We start from the raw sequence: 18349 nt of genomic DNA on the forward strand, positions 1-18349 counted from the left end.
CAAATTTAGATAATGTCAAATACTGCAGAGATCAAGGTTGGAGGACAAACTTACGAACTACCGGTTGTAGAAGGTTCTGAACAAGAACAAGCCATCGATATTTCGAAGCTCCGAGGCCAAAGTGGTGTTATTACCATTGACCCAGGTTTTAAAAACACGGGTTCAACTACGAGTGCTATTACGTTCTTGGATGGTGAGAAAGGTATATTAAGGTACAGAGGTTATTCAATTGAAGATTTGGCTGAGAAGTCAAACTTTCTAGAAGTATCCTTTCTATTGATATATGGACACCTTCCGTCAAAAGAAGAGTATACAAGGTTCGTAGAAAGCATAACAAAGCATACGCTTGTTCATGAGGACGTAAAGAAGATTTTAGAAGGCTTTCCTTCTACTGCGCATCCAATGGGTGTTTTATCTTCATTAGTTTGTGCTCAAACAGCTTTCTATCCTGAATCACTTGATCCTAATAGATCGTCTGACGAAGTTGACATGAGCATCATCCGTTTGATCGCTAAAATGCCAACGTTCGCTGCATGGTCCTATAAGAATCAAATCGGACAGCCAGTAAACTACCCGGATAACAAACAAAACTATGCTTCGAATTTCTTGAAGATGATGTTTGCGAACCCTGCTGAGCAGTATGAGGTAGATCCTGTAGTGGCAAATGCATTAGATAAATTATTAATCTTACATGCCGATCACGAGCAAAACTGTTCTACTGCAACTGTAAGAGTTGTTGGTTCGTCTCATGCGAGCATGTATGCTTCTATTTCTGCTGGAATCAATGCACTTTGGGGACCACTTCATGGTGGAGCAAACCAAGCAGTGATTGAGATGCTTGAAAACATTAAACAAGATGGCGGTGACACTAAAAAGTGGATGGCCAAGGCAAAGGACAAGAACGATCCTTTCCGTTTAATGGGCTTTGGACACAGAGTTTACAAGAACTTTGACCCTAGGGCTAAAATCATCAAAAAAGCTGCTGACGATGTGTTAGAGAAATTGGGTGTGAAGGATCCGGTACTCGATATTGCCAAAGGTTTAGAAGAAGAAGCACTGAGAGATCCATACTTTGTAGAAAGAAAGCTTTATCCTAATGTAGATTTTTACTCTGGTATTATCTACAGGGCCTTAGGTATTCCTACTGATATGTTCACTGTAATGTTCGCCATGGGTAGACTTCCGGGTTGGATTGCTCAATGGAAAGAAATGAGAGAGAATAAAGAGCCAATTGGTCGCCCAAGACAAGTATATACTGGCGCCAACGAAAGGCCATATGTTGGAATGTCCGACAGATAACTTTAGTTGAAAGAGAATTGAAAGGGATGCTTTTAGCATCCCTTTTTTTGTCCAATTGGCTTTAAGAGATTACTTTAAGAACCTTAAACTGAACCTTAAAAAAATGAGAATACTAATAAGTGGCTTGCTATTAATGAGTGCTATCTGCATCAGTGCTCAAACTAAACTAGATAAAGTACTGATGGTGAATGGAGAAACTAAAACTGGTAGCGTAGTCGGCATATCTGACGATGCTATCGAATTTATTCACGAAGGAGAAGCTTTGAAATATAAGCTCAAAAAAGCTGATATAAGTAAGATTGAGTTTGGCAGTGGTAGAATAGAAGTATTTAATGAGGTAAAAGGCTCGACAAAGGACGCCATGTTAATCGATCATCACAATAAGATTGCGGTCTTACCATTTACCTATATTCTTGATGGAGAACAGAAAAAAAATGATGCCACCGAACGCAAAGTTCAACAAGAGTTTTTCAGCCTTATGAAAGACCATGTGGGAATACTGAATGTACAGCCTACAACAGAAACGAACGCTATACTGGCTAAAAGTGGAGTAAACGATGAGAATTTCATTCAATTCTCAATGCCCGAAATTGCTAATATGCTAGGTGTTGAATATATAATTCAAGCGACCTTATCAATCAGCAAAAAAGGAGCATCCTCTTACAATTCTAGTTCACTATTTGTAAAACAGAACCAAAGTAAAGATAAAGCCAGAGGTTCTTCGTTTAGCGTAAACTCTACCCAAATAGAATATCAAACAAGCTTAAATATGCTACTCTACAACGACAATGGTGATGTAGTATGGTCGCGAACAAAAGAAGCTTTTTGGCCTAATAAGGACGCTTACAAGCAGACTTTGAAGTTTTTACTTAAAAGGATGCCTATATACACTAAGTAAAATCTTAAGCATTATGAATGGCTTTCAAGTGTTCTTTTAAACATATCCTGATCATAATTGGATTAGGCACTAACGAAAAGCCTTATGTTGGAATGTCGGACAGATAACTTTAGTTAAAAGAAAATTGAAAGGGATGCTTTTAGCATCCCTTTTTTTATGGCAATACGAGAATTTTTCAAAGGCATGACTTGTTTAAAGGGAAACTAAATAGTTATGGAGCAAAAATTCCCACTTCCCCCTTTCACCTTAGCAACCGCTAAGGTGAAAATTCAAGCAGCCGAGGATGGCTGGAATTCACAAGACCCCATAAAGGTTTCTATGGCTTATACTGAAGATACTGAATGGCGAAATAGAGATCAATTCATCAATGGAAGGCCTGAAGTGCAGGCATTTTTAAAGGAAAAATGGCGAAATGAGCGAAACTACAAGCTTAAGAAATCCTATTGGGCGCATAACGAAAATCGAATCGCAGTTCGTTTTGAATATGAATTTCAGGATGAAAATGGACAATGGTTCCGTGCTTATGGAAATGAAAACTGGGAATTCGATGAAAACGGATTAATGAAAAAGCGCTATGCCAGCATAAATGATTTGAAGATTAATGAATCTGATCGCAGATTATAGGTACCGAGTGTATACTTAACCTAATCATTTCCGTATTTTATTCTAGGCAATAATTATGCGCTTAGATCAATTTCCGGATATCAGATGGTTGCAACAGCAATCTAAATCGAATTTTCGCGACGCTAAAGGCGTGAATAATACGCGACTTCCTACCAGCGGCTGGCCCAATGTTGTGCTCAATACGCGTTCTTATGGAGCAGAAAGAAATGACATTAAAGGTCCATTTAGTCTTTTCTTAAATATTTCGGGCAACAGTCTTGTCAAAGTAAATCGAAAGGAAGTTAGGTTAACTGATGATAATCTGTGCTTGACCAATCAAGGTGATTATTATGATCTGATTATTCCTGAGGGAGACGTCACTGAAACCTTCAACATTCATTTTGGTGAAAAGCTTTTCAACGAAGTCTTAAGCGTCGAAACTACTCCCTTCGAATCCCTTTTGGATACCCCATTTCAGAAGCGCGACTTAAATTATGGACTTCATTTCCGCTCAATTTGGAAAGACGAAGATGTGAATTGTCAAATAAATAGGCTCCGCTACTTTTATAAAAACTCCTCTGCAAGCCAAGACCAAGAATACAATCTACTAGCAGGCTTACTTTCTACTATGCTTAGACAGCACAGCAAGAATTCTAAGAACTCTGTTGATTTACTGGCGCTAAAGAAGTCTACCCAGACCGAGTTAATGGAAAGAATTAGCAGATCTGTCGACTATATACATACCTGCTACAAAGAAAGCATCAGTTTAGATAAATTAGCGTCTATCGCTTGCCTATCGAAGTATCATTATTTGAGAACATTTAAAATGATTTACAACTGTACACCGCAGCAAATGATCGCCAGTTTAAGGTTTAAGAAAGCTAAATCTGCTTTGCTAAATTCCAACACATCCATTGTAGAGATAGCACCAAGCCTCGGCTTCAGTGAAATTGCCTCATTCACAAGATTCTTTACCAAACACGCTGGTCTGTCACCAAAAGCCTTCCGCCAGAACAATTAGCAATTTGAGTTAAATTTATAGTTGCCACTCAGCTTACTTTTGACAAAAAAGAAAAATGGTACAACTCGGTTTTTATATACTCACGGCTATCATGATTGTAGCTGTTTTCTATCTTTTGAATTACGGAGATCAAGTACAAAAACTAAGAAAAAATGCCATATTCCTACTTATTGTATGGATCGCTTATGTTGTTGTGATGAGCTTTACGGGGTTGTTAGATAACCTCTCTATGCCTCCAAAAGCTCCTTTTTTGATCATTCTACCGGCATTTATCATCGTATTTATTACCACCTCCAGAAGAAGCTTTAAGAAAGTAATAGAGAATACTCCTAAGCACATTCCTGTTCTTATTCAGGTATTTCGAATCATTGTAGAGCTGTTGATCTATGGTGCTTTTATGGAAGGCTTTTTTCCAAAACGAGTAACTTTTGAGGGCTTAAATTATGATATCATCATGGGCATACTAGCAATCCCGGTTGGCTTATTGATCATGAAGGGTACAATTGATAGGCAGATCATTTTGGCTTACAATATTTTAGGTCTCTTGGTATTGAGCCTGACGGGCTACGCTTTTATTTCCTCCTTTTATTTCTCTGATTTTGTCAGTGCATCAGGTGAAATAGCACTAGTAAAAACTCCTTTCATTTTACTACCAGGCGTTTTATTACCTTTTGCCATCTTTTATCACGTGGTTTCTATTAAGCAAAACTTGAAAGCAAGAAATTAATAGACACTAATCAGGAAACTGAATTAGCGTACAGAATAGAAGGTTAAATGCTTTGCCAATCTAGAGGTGAATTGTAGAGTAACTCACCTTTTCTAATTTCTAGTGGTGATGCAATATTGTTGTGGTAAAGCTGTCCAGTGCCTAATCCCTGTGGTAGCGTTGGTTTATACTGGGCGGTAAACTGCGCAATAGCATTTAGGCCAACATTAGACTCCAACATTGATGTCATCCACCAACCGATATTCATGCTTTCAGCGATGTCGATCCATTCTATACAGGATTGAATTCCTCCGACAAGCGATGGTTTAAGAATGATATACTGAGGATTAATACCCCGCAATAACTGCTCTTTTTCCGCTAATTCATGAACGCCAATTAATTCTTCGTCTAGCGCTATGGGAAGAACACCCGAAGCACACAACTTAGCCATTAACTCCGACTGTCCTATGGCTACAGGTTGCTCAATGGAATGAATATCCAAAGCGGCCAATTGCATCAGTTTTTCTTCAACATCATGGGCATGAAAAGCGCCGTTGGCATCAACCCGTAATGTAATTTCATTCGCAGAATATTCTGCTCTGATAGCCTCTAGAATACTTAATTCTCGATCGAAATTTATAGCACCAACCTTCATCTTAATAGTATTGAAGCCTGCTTTAAGCTTTTCCGCCACTTGTTCGCGCATAAATGACTCATCGCCCATCCAAATCAGCCCATTGATCGGCATGCGGTAATTTCCTTGATAGAAATCGGTATCGAAAATTAGGTGGTTCCCCCCTTGTGTTAAATCAAGAAGGGCTGTTTCTAATCCAAAGCGGATTGAAGGAAAATCAGAGGAGACATTTTCTTTTACGAAATCCAAAACTTCTAATGGCGTTTCAGGTATTTCTAAAACAGCAATAGCATCTAAGATCGCTTTAAGTTTTTCCTCATAATCGGTACAGTAGTCATCGCTAAGTCCTTTGAGTGGGCTTGCCTCGCCTATCCCAACCGTATTTCCATTTTTCGCTTTAATAAACCAAGTTTCCTTTTCAGTAAAAGAGCCCCTAGATGTACCCGCTTCAAAGCGGAACTTCAATAGATGTGGGACAACTTGAAATTGAACTTTCATGATTTGCCCAACAGTCGTTTCACGTATTTTCCAATAATATCAAATTCCAGATTGACTTTGTCGCCCAATTTCAATTGATTGAAATTTGTGAATTCATAGGTGTAAGGAATAATCGCAATACGGAACTTTCCTTCTTCGGAATTAAAGCAAGTCAAACTAGTTCCATTCACGCAAATTGACCCTTTTTCTACCGTTACATTGCCTAGTTCGGGATCATAAGAGAAATCGAACAGCCAACTTCCATCTTGCTCGGCGATTCCCGTAACTGTACCAATTTGATCCACATGACCTTGCACAACATGACCATCAAATCGTCCGTTAGCGATCATACAGCGCTCTAAATTGACAATTGTGCCAATTTCCCAATCGCCCAAGTTAGTCTTCTGTATGGTCTCGTCGATCGCTGTGACCTGATGTATATCATCTACTACTTTAACCACCGTAAGGCAAGTACCATTGTGTGCTATACTTTGGTCAATTTTCAGTTCAGCACTCACCGAACTTTTAATATCGAAGTGAATATTTGTCCCCTCTTTTTCAATGGAAACTACCTCACCTGTTGTTTCAATAATACCTGTGAACATATCGCAATGTTAATGATAGTGTAAGAAAGATAACAGGATATTGAGTGGGAAGTTCGAACTAACTTTCGTTAACTTAATTCTCAACGAAACTGTCGGTTTTTTATGCGTAAAACTGCAACTATTAAGAAGAACATTCATTTAATCATCTCCTTGACAATAGTCGTACCTTTTGCCTTTGTTTATGGCCTTAATCCAGAATCGATTCTCCCCAATTACTTTGATTTTGAGGTAAATAACGTTGACCTCAAACATTTTTTTCGAGCAATTATGGGACTATATCTTGCCATAGCTACTAGTTGGGTATTTGGTATTATAAAACCCTCCTTTTGGAAAAGTGCCACCATAATCAATTTGATCTTTATGTTTGGACTAGCATTTGGTAGAATAGTTAGCCTTGCCTTCGATGGTATTCCCTCACAAATTTTGATTAGGGCAATAGCGTTAGAATTAATACTGGGCTTCTTTGCCCTCTATCAATTAAGAAAATACGGGAAAGATCAAACTCTTCAATATCAGTGATCATCATAAAGTATGAAACTACTACTACTAGGCGCAACTGGTCGGACAGGCAAACATATTTTAACCGAAGCACTGGCAAAAAACTATCAAGTCACCTGCCTATCCAGAAATGCTCATCGGCTTCCACATCATGTTGGTTTAACCATAATTGAGGGTGATCCATTAGATGAAGAAGTATTGACCGAAGCTATATCTGGTTGTGATGCCATTATTAATGCACTGAATATCTCAAGAACCTCTGACTTCCCTTGGGCCAAACTTCGAACGCCTAAAAATTACCTCTCTGATGTCATGAGGCAATTGGCACCTATTGCTGGAGCTAATTCGGTTGATCGCTTGGTAGTCTGCTCCGCTTGGGGAGTTGCTGAAACAAGTGATGACATACCCGGATGGTTTAAATGGTTTATTGACCACAGTAATATCGGTGTGGCCTATTCTGATCATGAAAAGCAAGAACGAATCATTACAGATTCTAAATTAAAATGGACTATCGTTCGCCCCGTTGGTCTCACGAACGGCAAAAAACAGGAAAGTGCCAAGGTTTCGGTGAATAATCAGCCCAAACCAAGTATTCTTATCAGCCGAAAAACGGTAGCCAAGTTTATGGTCGATGCATTAGCAAATGATGCCTTGATAGGCCAGAAAGTCGTGATCTCTAAAGCATAGGAGATAATCTTTTCCAACCGATTTTTCATCTTTTGTGTCTTATTAGTGTAACTCATACGATATGAAGAAAACACTATATTTTTTAGGCACCGTACTCTTAGTTTCTTGTTTCAGCTGCTCCAACAAAGACGAAAACCCTGATTCCTTTCCAGACGGTACATATATGGGGAATTTTACAGTGGACTATGCAAATGGAAATTCATATACAAATCCAGTTTCAATCACATTTATTTCGGGAGAGTACTACAGTACAGCCAATGTGAACAGATTCCCCGCTGGCGGTAGTGGAGATTACAACATATCGAATGGCACTATCGAATTTACAGATGAAAACATTTGGACCGCCGATTTTGACTGGAACCTGATACTTCATGGTAAATACAGTATAGAGGTTACTGAAACTCAAATTCGATTCAGTGCCGCAAAGAATAACTTAGGCACCTATACTTATGTGCTTGAAAAAGAAATGAAGCTTAATGAGCATTAGGTCAAACTCAATTTCTTAAAAACTTGAAGTCTCTTTTCAGATAAATCATGAAGCATTTCTTCTAGCTTAAACTATCTTCGTTTGCATAAACATGGAAGATAGTTACAGACATAAAGGTATGCGCCGCCAATTGGTGAAAGTGCTGCAAAAAAAGGGCATAACAGACCAACGCATACTCGAAATTATCGGTAAAATACCTCGACACTTTTTCTTTGAAAATGCACTTGTAGAACATGCCTATGAGGATAAAGCTTTTCCAATTGGTGCAGGGCAAACCATATCACAACCTTACACCGTAGCCTTTCAAACAGAACTACTTCAGATAAAACCGGGAGAAAAAGTCCTAGAAATAGGTACAGGCTCAGGGTATCAAGCCATGGTTTTAGTAGATATGGGGGCCGATTTGTACACTATTGAATATCAAAAGGTTCTCTATGAAAGAACTAAGAGTTTTCTTCCGAAACTTGGGTATCAACCAAATTTCTTTTTCGGTGATGGTTCTAAGGGATTAAGCCGTTTTGCCCCTTTTGACAAGATTATAGTAACTGCCGGCGCACCGACCGTACCAGATGCGCTTATAGACCAATTAAATATTGGTGGATGTCTCGTAATTCCCGTCGGGAATCAAAAAACACAGCAGATGCTTCGCGTAACCAAAACTGACAAGGATAAGATAAGAAACGAGGTATTTCATGATTTCAAGTTCGTTCCCCTACTTGGTTCGGATGGGTGGAAATAATAAGTGAATATTAAATTATATATTAATATGTTATTATATCAATATATAGAATATTGTCTTGGCAATTCTCCTGATTATCGATCGATTTAACAGATACAATCCTTAATTTTGCCTCAAACCGAATTTAATATGGCAAAGCAGACCAAGAACCCAAGCGCATCGTGTGTTACTATGACCGAGCTAGTACTCCCAAACGACACAAATACTCTGAATAAATTAATGGGTGGTAGATTGATGCATTGGATGGACATTGTTTCTGCCATAGCCGCTCAAAAGCACTCTAACAGGATAGTAGTCACCGCTTCTGCGGATAATATTTCTTTCAGACACCCTATTGAACTGGGTGATGTAGTTACCCTTGAGGCCAAGGTAACAAGGGCCTTCAGCTCTTCTATGGAAGTTTCTGTCAAAGTATTTGCTGAAAACATACCATCAGGCACCAAATCTCAGAGTCATAGTGCATTCTTTACTTTTGTTGCTGTGGATCAGGGTGGTAGACCGATAGACGTACCTGAATTAATTCCAGAAACCGATGAAGAAAAAGAAATGTATGATGGTGCCTTACGCCGAAGACAACTGAGACTTGTTTTAGCCAAGCGTATGGATCCTGCAGATGCTTCTGAATTAAAAAGTATTTTTGACGTTCAGGCCTAGTGATTTGCCTTTGTTCATTATCTTAATGAGCAGATTATACATTATATGACTGATTCAGACTTTCTACACTTATTTATAGAAGAGCCGATTTATATTATCGATGGCGAGGGACCCGATATGGCTGTCAGTAAGGATGAATCATCGCCAATCGCAAATCCTACCCCTCTGAAAGAAGAGACACCCGAAATAGCATCATCCGTTGTCGAAGAACCTGCTGCTCCAGTCTATGTGAAGCCTTTGCCAACCCTTGGCGAGAACTTGAAACACTGTATTGTTTTGGTCGATTCGGCTGAAGAGATACTGGAAGAACCTCTTAAAGCTTTACTGTACAAAATCATGGGTTCGGTAAAAAGAAACCCGGATGATATTTTGCTTGCCAATTGCCGTAATGCCGATAGCGATCAGCTTGAAGCCTTACTCGCCAATAATAACCATCGACATGTTCTTTCATTCGGTTGTGATTTACTACCGCAGTTGAAAGGTCTTGACAATTATGAGATTCAGCGTGAAGGGCCAAAATCCTTTATTAAAGGAGATTCCTTAGTCAACATTCAGGATGATGTAGAAAAGAAAAAAGCGCTTTGGAAAGCGCTTCAAGAAATGTTTTAGAGTTAGTTTCTGAGATATTATTCCCCAAAAATACTTTCCAGTTTTCTCTGTAACATTATTCCCCTTAAGTTCTTACCAATTACGCGCCCTTCTGGGTCTAGTAAAAGAGCAAATGGAATAGCATTTACTTTATAATCGATAGCAGCGATAGACTGGAAATACTTTATATCAGATACATGATTTGGCCAAACCAGGCCATCTTTTTCAATTGCATCTAGCCATTGTTCTCTAGTTCTATCCAAACTCACACTAAACACATCAAAACCTTTCTCATTGTACTTATTGTACATGTTGACAATATTTGGGTTTTCAGCTCTACAAGGCTTACACCAACCCGCCCAAAAGTCCAAAAGCACATATTTACCTTTCATATCAGACAGGCTTAAATTCTCTCCGTTAGGCTTAGGTAGCGTTATTTCTGGCGCCATATCACCAATAGATACGGCTGGTTTAAAGAATGGTAGGCTTTGTGCGAAATAATCAACATCCTTGGCATTCGGGACATCTTTTTTGAGTTTGGTCACTAGCGAATCCAAGAAATAGTATTCGTCGGCCTTATTTGGGATATAATCAACAATTAAAAGCGCTACTAAAGACCCATCAAAGTCCCAAGCAAGTTCTTTTAATCGATCTATTTTCTTCTGTTCTAGGCCAAGGCCTTCTTCCGTAAGTGATTTTAAGAGTTCTTGATCACCCGAATTTCTCGCGCTCACATAACGTTGGTTAAATGATCCCACTAAACCCTGGTACTCATCAAGGAAGGCATAAAGTTTTTCTATGTTTTCAGCATCTTTCGAGCCACTCACGGTGATATTCGATCCTCCATCGCCTTCGGCTTCAATACTCAAATCCTCATCATCTAGTACAATCGTTTCGAACTGTTGGCCGTAAATATTGATTCTGTAGAAACTTGGGGTCTCTACCGCAACTTCAATCTCGAAATTTCCTTTATGATCAGAATATACAGTTGTAACAGGGGTTATTTGTCCTTGTTCGTACTTCTCAAGAATCACCTCTCCTTGCGGAATGGCATTTTCAATCTTGCCTGTAATCTTTACTAGCCCATCGTTAGCGCTTCCACATGCCGTGATCATTCCAACTAAGACTAAAAGGACTATAAGTTTTTTCATTGTTACTGATTTAACTTCTTATTCAATTTCTCCTTCAATACGCTCGGGTTTGCTTTGCCCCTACTCTTTTTCATGACTTCTCCCATGAACAAACCGAAGAGTTTCTTTTTACCCGCTTTATAGGCTTCAACTTCTTTGGGTAGTAAATGTAAGACTTCGTCAATCATATCATCGACGAAACTATCATCTTCGACAACCAACAAGTCATCTTCCTTTGCAATATCGAAAGCACTAAGTTCAGACTCTAGCATTTTTGGTAGAACATGATGAACGGCTACCTTCTGGCTGATCTTTTTCGATTCGGTAAGATTAATAAGCTCACCAAGCCGATCGCTTGAAATACCTAAGTCACTGATTCCCACATTCCGATCGTTCATCAGACTTTTTATCGTTCCATTTACCCAATTTGCCGCGCTTTTCGGTTTCCCAACCTTTTCACATAACGCTTTAAAGTAAATTGCAGTTTCCTTCTCTTCCGTTAAAAGTGCCGTATCATAGTCAGTTAACTGATAAACTTCCTCAAACTCTTTTCTGACCTCGGCTGGAGTTGAGGCCATTTCTCCTTTCAACGATTCAACAAATGCTGACTCTATAACTAATGGTGCTAAATCAGGACATGGAAAATACCGATAATCATTTAGGGTTTCTTTCATCCTCATACTCGCGGTTGTGCCAGTACCAGGGTCGAAAGTCCGAGTTTCCACTATGATTTCTTTACCTTTCTTTAATAACCCAAGTTGTCGCTCTAATTCAAAAGAAATGGCTCGCCTCACATGATTAAACGAATTCATATTCTTAATCTCGACCTTGCTACCCAGTTTTGAGGCAGTCTCTGGCATAATGGAAATATTTGCATCGCACCTAAACTCCCCTTTTTCCATATTCGCCTCGCTGATACCCAGATAGCGTACTATTCGTCTGATCTCTTGCAAAAAAGCCGCGGCCTCTTCGGGTCCTTGAATCACTGGTTTGGTCACAATTTCAATCAATGGACTTCCAGCTCGGTTCAAATCGATCAATGTCGCATCTCCCTCATCATGAACCGATTTACCCGCATCTTCCTCCATATGAATATGGTCTAAGGCAACTTGGGTCTGTGAAAGGTCTTTACCTATGATTTCGACAAAACCACCTTGACATATCGGTGTTTTGTCTTGTGTTGTTTGATACCCCTTGGGTAAGTCTGGATAGAAATAGCTCTTTCGCGCAAAGTGATTGATCTGAGTAATTTCACAATGACAAGCTAGCCCCATTAAGACAGCCTTTTTGACTACCTCCCGGTTTAGGACTGGGAGCGTTCCAGGATGACCTAACGATATAGCACTGATATGCTCATTTGGTAATGCATCGGCGCTATTCGGATCGGAAGAAAAGATTTTTGATTCAGTATTCAGCTGAACATGAACCTCCAACCCTACTACGGCTTTAAATCCCGCTTGGGTCAATTTGGTCAACGCCTCATTCACAAGGCCGCTATCATCTCGTTGGCCTTGATCTCTACTTTATCTAGACCAAAAAGATCTTTTCCACCCGCTGTAGCAAAGAAAGGTTGACCACCACCACCACCCTTAATTTCTTTAGCCAATTCACGGACCATCTGACCCGCATTAAGCCCTTTTTCTTTCACCAAATTATCAGCTATAATCACTGCAATTTGTGGTTTTCCGTCAATATCAGCAGCCAATACTGCCACTAAATTTTCGACTTCATTCTTTAACTCAAACGCGAGCTTCTTTAAACCATCTGCATTTGGTAAAAGTACTTTTGCTACTAAAGCGTTGAAGCCATCTTGAGCACTAACTTCCTCCAGCAAACTCTTTTTCAAAACGTTTGCTTGTTTAGCATAAAGCGTGTCGATAATCTTGGTCAATCTTTTTTGGCCATCCATCAGATCAGTGATTGCTTTGGTTAGATCCTTTGGATTTTTCAGGACATCTCTCACCTCGCTCAAGGCTTTATCTTGTGCTTGAACATGTTCAAATGCTTTGGGACCCGTATAAGCTTCAATTCTCCTAATACCGGCTGCTACTGCACTTTCCGAAACAATCTTAAATAAACCGATGTCTCCCGTCGCATTGACGTGAGTTCCTCCACAAAGTTCTACCGAGTATTTCGGATCGAAAATGATGACTCTCACAAAATCGCCATATTTCTCACCAAATAAAGCCATCGCGCCTAAAGACTTGGCTTGATCGATCGGTACGTTACGTTTCTCATCTAAGGCAATGTTCTGACGAATTCGGTCGTTCACGATTCGCTCAATCTCAACGATTTGTTCATCTTCAACCTTTGAAAAATGAGAAAAGTCAAATCGTAATACCTGGTCAGAAACAAGTGATCCCTTTTGCTGAACATGTGTTCCTAAAACATCTCTCAGGGCAGCGTGTAAAAGGTGGGTTGCACTGTGGTTCCCTTTAATTAGCACCCTTCTGTCCTCATTAATTGTAGCTCTAAACGTCGCAGAAGGATTTTCTGGAAGTTTATCGGTAAAGTGAACGATAAGATCATTCTCTTTCTTAGTATCTAATACTTTAATGGTTTCTGTGTCGCTCGTCAGCAAACCAGTATCACCAATTTGACCACCACTTTCTCCATAAAATGGTGTTTTCTCCAATACAACCTGATAAACCGTTCTTTTTGCCTCTTTTATCTCGCGATACTTGATGATCGTCGTATCGGTGGCTACTTCATCATATCCAATAAATGCAACGGATGCCTCATCATTCACGGTGATCCAATCACCCTTTTCAGAAACAGCATCAGCTTTCGAACGCTGCTTTTGCACGTTCATGGCCTTTTCAAAGCCTGCTTCGTCAATCGAAAGGTTATGCTCACGAGCGATTAAAGCAGTTAAATCTATTGGGAACCCAAAAGTATCGTACAATTCGAAAACCTCTTGTCCTGGAATGGTTTGTTCTCCAGACTTGCTAAGCCTTTGTTTGATTTGTTCTAACCGCTTCAGGCCATTTTCGAGGGTTCTTAAAAAAGACGCTTCCTCTTCTTTGATCACTTTAGCAATCAAGTCTTTCTGACTTTCAAGCTCATCGAAGAACCCCTTGTATTGACTTGCTAGAACAGCCACTAATTCGTGTAGAAATGGTTCGTTTAGGTTTAGAAATGTATATCCATACCGTACAGCACGCCTCAGAATTCTACGAATAACGTAACCTGCTTTATTATTTGATGGTAGTTGATCATCGGCGATCGCAAAAGAAATAGCCCTGATGTGATCAACAATAACCCTTATAGCAATATCTGTCTCTTCCTTTTCGCCATACTCAATGCCAGCTTTTTTAGACACAGCATCAATCAAAGGCATGAACACATCCGTGTCATAATTAGAGTGTTTACCCTGTAGGGCCATCGCCAAACGTTCGAACCCCATTCCTGTATCGATATGCTGTGCAGGCAGGTTTTCAAGGTGTCCATCTGATTTACGATCAAATTGCATGAAAACCAGGTTCCATACCTCTATAACCTGTGGGTGATCTTGGTTCACCAATTCTTTGCCAGGAACTTTAGCCCTTTCTTCCTCCGATCGCAAATCGATATGTAATTCAGAGCATGGACCACAAGGACCGGTATCTCCCATTTCCCAGAAGTTGTCCTTTTTGTCTCCATTCAATATTCTGGATTCATCTATAAACGCCTTCCAATAATCGTAGGCTTCTTGATCAAAAGCTAAATTATCCTCTTTGTCTCCTTCAAATACGGTTACATATAAACGGTCTTTTTCTAACCCATAAACTTCAATCAAAAGCTCCCACGCCCAACTGATAGCGTCTTTTTTGAAATAATCACCAAAAGACCAGTTACCAAGCATTTCGAACATGGTGTGGTGATAAGTATCTATACCTACCTCCTCTAAGTCGTTGTGCTTACCCGAAACGCGCAAACATTTTTGACTATTTACCGCACGGGTGTAGTCTGCGGTGGCGTTGCCTAGAAACAAGTCCTTAAATTGGTTCATGCCAGCATTGGTAAACATTAAAGTAGGATCACTTTTTAGCACCATTGGCGCGGACGGAACGAACTTATGTTTCTTTGATTCAAAGAATTCTATAAACTTCGATCTTATCTCTCTAGACTCCATATTTTGGATGATTATCGGATTGAAACCGTTAGATTAATTTTTATTATTTTTGCGATACCCAAGCATCTGAAGCAAAGCCACAAAATTAGGAGATTTTCAAAAAGGATTCTTAATGTCGAAAATAAAATATTACTACGATACCGAGACTTGCAAGTACGAGCGAGTTAAGATCAAAAAAAGTGACGTAGTTATCAATGCGTTGGGATTTTTATCACTTTCCATGGTAATCGCTGTGGGCATGGTTTTCGTCTTATCTACTTACTTTGCTTCCCCTAAAGAAACAGCGCTAATTCGCGAAAATGAGGAGCTGAAACTGTATTATGATTTAATGCAGGAACAAGTGGCTAGCATGGACGATATGTTAGACGTACTTCAAGAAAAAGACGATCACGTTTACCGAACTGTATTTGAAGCTGAACCTATTCCACAAACAATTCGTGAAGCGGGCTCAGGCGGCGCTCTAAAATATAGAAACCTTCTGGAAAGCGACTTGGCCAACAAAGACCTTGTAGTCGGCACGCTCAATAAGATAGATAAGGTTAAGAAAAAGATTTATATCCAAACGAAGTCATATGACGAGGTGATGGAGTTGGCCAGAAATAAAGAAGATTATTACGCGGCGATGCCTGCCATGCAACCAGTTTCTAACAAAGAATTGAGAAGACTTTCTTCTGGTTTTGGTAGACGTACCGACCCGATTCTGAAGGTTAAGAAGATGCACTATGGTACCGATTTTTCTGCGGAACGTGGTACTCCAATTTATGCCACTGCCGACGGCACCATCACAAAGGCTAGAAAAGACTTTAGTGGTTTAGGTCACCATATTAAGATCGATCATGGCTTTGGCTTTGAAACCCTTTATGGTCACATGAGCCGTTTTGCTGTAAAAGTTGGGCAAAAGGTAAAACGAGGAGACGTTATCGGTTACGTTGGGAACACTGGAAAATCGACTGCCCCTCACCTACATTATGAAGTCCATGTAAAAGGCAAAGCCGTAAATCCTATCAACTATTTCTATCAAGACTTAACGGCCGAGGAATACGAAGAACTATTAAGACTTTCTTCTATCGAGAATCAGTCATTAGGTTCCTATTCAAATCGATAGCTAAAAGTTTCATCCGCAGAGAGTTTAATTTTAGTTGTTAAAGCTATTGTTGACACATATTTTGTAACTTTCTGAAATGCCGTATAAAGAGAAGCCTATAGTTAAAAAGTATTTCACCATTGGTGAAGTAGCTAAACTATTAGGCGTTGCCACTTCTCTCATACGTTTCTGGGAAACTCAATTTGACTTTATTCGGCCGAAAAAGAATGCCAAGGGCAACAGAAAATTCACCCAAGACGACCTAAAAAAGCTCAAGCTAGTCTATCATTTGGTCAAAGAGAAAGGATACACACTTCAAGGAGCTCAAGAGCATATTAAAAATAGTAAGGACAGCGTGGATGATAAAGCGGAGATTATAGAGTCGCTAAGAAACGTTCGCTCATTTCTCGAGGAAATGAAAAAGAACTTACCTTGACCTCCGAAAAGCGTTATCAAATTGCGCTTTCTCTCATATCAGGTATAGGTCCAGTTTTATCCAAACAACTTCTCAATCACTTCGGCACTCCCGAAAACATCTTTCAAGCATCAAAAGGTAGCATTGCGAAAGTTGAAGGCATAGGTGCTAAATTGTCCAGACTCTTATCCAATCAAGACACCTTACTTAAGCAAGCAGATGCCATCATTGAGGGTTCCGCTAAAGCCGAAGTCGAGATACATTTTTACAAAGACTTATCCTATCCAAAAAGACTCCTGAACATATCAGATGCTCCGCTAATTCTCTATTCGAGAGGAAAAACTAATCTAAACCCGCTGAAATCAATTGGTATAGTTGGTACAAGAAAATCGACTAAATATGGTGCGGATACTACAGAAAAAATCATGGCCTCAGCTAGATCAAATGAACCTACGATTTTCTCTGGATTGGCTTATGGAATTGATATAAAAGCACACGAAGAAGCTCTAAAACAAGACTTACCTACCATTGGGGTGCTTGCTTGCGGATTAGATCAGGTTTATCCAGCTGGTAATCGGCCCATAGCTAGAAAAATGCTCAACAACGGTGGATTGATAAGTGAATACCCTGTGGGTACAAAAGCTGACCCGCGCTTTTTTCCAGCCCGCAATAGAATAATTGCTGGGCTTTCAGATGCTTTGATCATTGTAGAAGCTGCAAAAAAGGGTGGCGCTCTGATCACAGGAAATTTGGCGCATGGATATGATAAACCCGTTTTTGCCGTTCCTGGTCAATTGGATAAATCAAATTCGGCTGGTTGTAACCAGTTGATCAAAACAATGAAAGCCACTATTTATACTGATTTTCAAGATGTAGTTGAAGCATTGAATTGGGATATTTCTGAACCAGAAAGGCTTACCGTTTTAACCAGTAAACTTGAACGCCTTACGGGCCGAGAAAAAACCGTTGTTGACACTATGCTCAAAAATAATCAACAGATGAGTATTGATGATCTTAGTTGGCAAAGTCAAATCCCGTTAAACCAGTTAGCCTCAATTTTGCTACAGCTTGAATTTGAGGGGTTGGTTACTCCTTTACCGGGAAAAGAATTCCGGCTTTGTTCGTAAAACTTGCAATACATACCTAGTTATTTCGTGTAGTATTCATTGCTATGCGCCTTCTCTTTTCATTCATTTTATTCTGCTCTTTCAATGCTTCTTTAATGGGTCAAGACACGCTTTTCTATCGTCAAGATTGGGGTGAATTCGTAAAACATGATTTATTCATTGGCTACAACGGTAGCCCAACTGAAAACAGTCAACTCAGAGATAATTATCATAGTATAGAATTGGGAATCTGGCGTTCTAAAGTCTTGAATTACAACCACCCTGCTAGTGCATCGGTATATTTTAGCCAAGAATTAGGACTCGCGACAGGCGATTTTATTCATGGAACTAAATTCGGTGGTCAAGTTACTGCCATGATGTACATTTTAGGAGCGGAAGTAACGCATCACACGGACTATGACTCACATTCTGTCACTTTCTCTCCTTTCATGGGGATAGGCGCATACTCTTTTCGGGCCATTTTTGCTTGGAGATTGCGGTTTACGAATAAAGATTTCTTGCCACTTAGCGCTTTAAACGTCAATGTCTCATTCAAGGTATTTGGTATCAAAAGTAAGAAGGTGCGCGGTTACCCTTATTAATA

The 18349-nt window shown here is 39.7% G+C and carries 20 protein-coding genes; 15 read left to right on the forward strand and 5 right to left on the reverse strand.

From position 1 onward, the window contains the following. Nucleotides 1-12: 12 nt before the first annotated feature. From BFP71_RS15420 to BFP71_RS15440, 5 genes are all read left to right on the forward strand, one after another. Complete coding sequence (locus BFP71_RS15420; protein WP_069836333.1) at nt 13-1299, forward strand: citrate synthase; 1287 nt, start codon at nt 13-15, stop codon at nt 1297-1299. Nucleotides 1300-1402: 103 nt separating this feature from the next. Continuing rightward, on the forward strand, nt 1403-2197 hold the full coding sequence (locus tag BFP71_RS15425) for a hypothetical protein (protein WP_141719780.1): 795 nt from the start codon (nt 1403-1405) through the stop codon (nt 2195-2197). A 213-nt stretch (nt 2198-2410) separates the two neighbouring features. Next, a complete protein-coding gene (locus BFP71_RS15430; protein WP_069836335.1) occupies nt 2411-2821 on the forward strand; it encodes a nuclear transport factor 2 family protein in 411 nt (136 codons plus the stop codon). Nucleotides 2822-2876: 55 nt separating this feature from the next. Then, complete coding sequence (locus BFP71_RS15435; RefSeq protein ID WP_069836336.1) at nt 2877-3821, forward strand: helix-turn-helix domain-containing protein; 945 nt, start codon at nt 2877-2879, stop codon at nt 3819-3821. 55 nt (nt 3822-3876) lie between these two features. Continuing rightward, entirely contained in the window at nt 3877-4548 is a 672-nt protein-coding gene (locus BFP71_RS15440; protein ID WP_069836337.1) for a hypothetical protein, read from the forward strand. A 43-nt stretch (nt 4549-4591) separates the two neighbouring features. Here the strand turns inward: BFP71_RS15440 and BFP71_RS15445 are convergent, their stop codons facing one another. Together BFP71_RS15445 and BFP71_RS15450 are read right to left on the reverse strand one after the other, a co-directional pair. Next, nucleotides 4592-5659: an o-succinylbenzoate synthase gene (locus tag BFP71_RS15445; protein ID WP_069836338.1), complete on the reverse strand. Its 1068-nt coding sequence runs from the start codon at nt 5657-5659 to the stop codon at nt 4592-4594. Then, nucleotides 5656-6243: a riboflavin synthase gene (locus BFP71_RS15450; protein ID WP_069836339.1), complete on the reverse strand. Its 588-nt coding sequence runs from the start codon at nt 6241-6243 to the stop codon at nt 5656-5658. The genes BFP71_RS15445 and BFP71_RS15450 overlap by 4 nt, the downstream gene beginning before the upstream one ends. Before the next feature lie 102 nt (nt 6244-6345). On the opposite strand from BFP71_RS15450, the gene BFP71_RS15455 reads away from it, so the two are divergent. From BFP71_RS15455 to BFP71_RS15480, 6 genes are all read left to right on the forward strand, one after another. Next, complete coding sequence (locus BFP71_RS15455; RefSeq protein WP_069836340.1) at nt 6346-6762, forward strand: DUF4345 domain-containing protein; 417 nt, start codon at nt 6346-6348, stop codon at nt 6760-6762. A 12-nt stretch (nt 6763-6774) separates the two neighbouring features. Beyond that, entirely contained in the window at nt 6775-7428 is a 654-nt protein-coding gene (locus tag BFP71_RS15460) for an NAD(P)-dependent oxidoreductase (protein WP_069836341.1), read from the forward strand. A 61-nt stretch (nt 7429-7489) separates the two neighbouring features. After that, entirely contained in the window at nt 7490-7915 is a 426-nt protein-coding gene (locus BFP71_RS15465; RefSeq protein WP_069836342.1) for a hypothetical protein, read from the forward strand. Between the two features lie 91 nt (nt 7916-8006). Beyond that, a complete protein-coding gene (locus tag BFP71_RS15470; protein WP_069836343.1) occupies nt 8007-8654 on the forward strand; it encodes a protein-L-isoaspartate(D-aspartate) O-methyltransferase in 648 nt (215 codons plus the stop codon). 129 nt (nt 8655-8783) lie between these two features. After that, nucleotides 8784-9308: an acyl-CoA thioesterase gene (locus tag BFP71_RS15475; protein ID WP_069836344.1), complete on the forward strand. Its 525-nt coding sequence runs from the start codon at nt 8784-8786 to the stop codon at nt 9306-9308. A 45-nt stretch (nt 9309-9353) separates the two neighbouring features. Then, nucleotides 9354-9917: a hypothetical protein gene (locus BFP71_RS15480; protein WP_069836345.1), complete on the forward strand. Its 564-nt coding sequence runs from the start codon at nt 9354-9356 to the stop codon at nt 9915-9917. A gap of 17 nt (nt 9918-9934) precedes the next feature. Here the strand turns inward: BFP71_RS15480 and BFP71_RS15485 are convergent, their stop codons facing one another. From BFP71_RS15485 to alaS, 3 genes are read right to left on the reverse strand one after another with little or no spacing between them, the layout of a single operon-like run. Continuing rightward, nucleotides 9935-11047: a TlpA disulfide reductase family protein gene (locus BFP71_RS15485; RefSeq protein ID WP_069836346.1), complete on the reverse strand. Its 1113-nt coding sequence runs from the start codon at nt 11045-11047 to the stop codon at nt 9935-9937. Between the two features lie 2 nt (nt 11048-11049). Then, the gene (gene gatB, locus BFP71_RS15490; RefSeq protein WP_245701856.1) at nt 11050-12513 is read right to left on the reverse strand and encodes an Asp-tRNA(Asn)/Glu-tRNA(Gln) amidotransferase subunit GatB; all 1464 of its coding nucleotides are present in this window, start codon (nt 12511-12513) and stop codon (nt 11050-11052) included. After that, nucleotides 12510-15140 carry an alanine--tRNA ligase gene (gene alaS / locus BFP71_RS15495; protein WP_069836347.1) on the reverse strand — a complete coding sequence of 877 codons (2631 nt, stop codon included), beginning with the start codon at nt 15138-15140 and terminating at the stop codon, nt 12510-12512. The genes gatB and alaS overlap by 4 nt, the downstream gene beginning before the upstream one ends. Before the next feature lie 112 nt (nt 15141-15252). On the opposite strand from alaS, the gene BFP71_RS15500 reads away from it, so the two are divergent. The 4 genes from BFP71_RS15500 to BFP71_RS15515 all read left to right on the forward strand — a co-directional run bounded on the left by BFP71_RS15500 (nt 15253) and on the right by BFP71_RS15515 (nt 18347). Then, nucleotides 15253-16245: a M23 family metallopeptidase gene (locus BFP71_RS15500; protein ID WP_069836348.1), complete on the forward strand. Its 993-nt coding sequence runs from the start codon at nt 15253-15255 to the stop codon at nt 16243-16245. 76 nt (nt 16246-16321) lie between these two features. Beyond that, nucleotides 16322-16660 carry a MerR family transcriptional regulator gene (locus BFP71_RS15505; RefSeq protein ID WP_069836349.1) on the forward strand — a complete coding sequence of 113 codons (339 nt, stop codon included), beginning with the start codon at nt 16322-16324 and terminating at the stop codon, nt 16658-16660. Further along, nucleotides 16657-17766 (forward strand): DNA-processing protein DprA, encoded by a 1110-nt coding sequence (gene dprA / locus BFP71_RS15510; protein ID WP_069836350.1) that lies wholly within the window; start codon nt 16657-16659, stop codon nt 17764-17766. The genes BFP71_RS15505 and dprA overlap by 4 nt, the downstream gene beginning before the upstream one ends. 44 nt (nt 17767-17810) lie before the next feature. Next, nucleotides 17811-18347, forward strand: coding sequence for a hypothetical protein (locus tag BFP71_RS15515; RefSeq protein ID WP_141719781.1), 537 nt, complete (start codon nt 17811-17813; stop codon nt 18345-18347). Nucleotides 18348-18349: the final 2 nt, after the last annotated feature.

It is taken from the genome of Roseivirga misakiensis (assembly GCF_001747105.1).
GTDB classification, from domain to species: Bacteria; Bacteroidota; Bacteroidia; order Cytophagales; family Cyclobacteriaceae; genus Roseivirga; species Roseivirga misakiensis.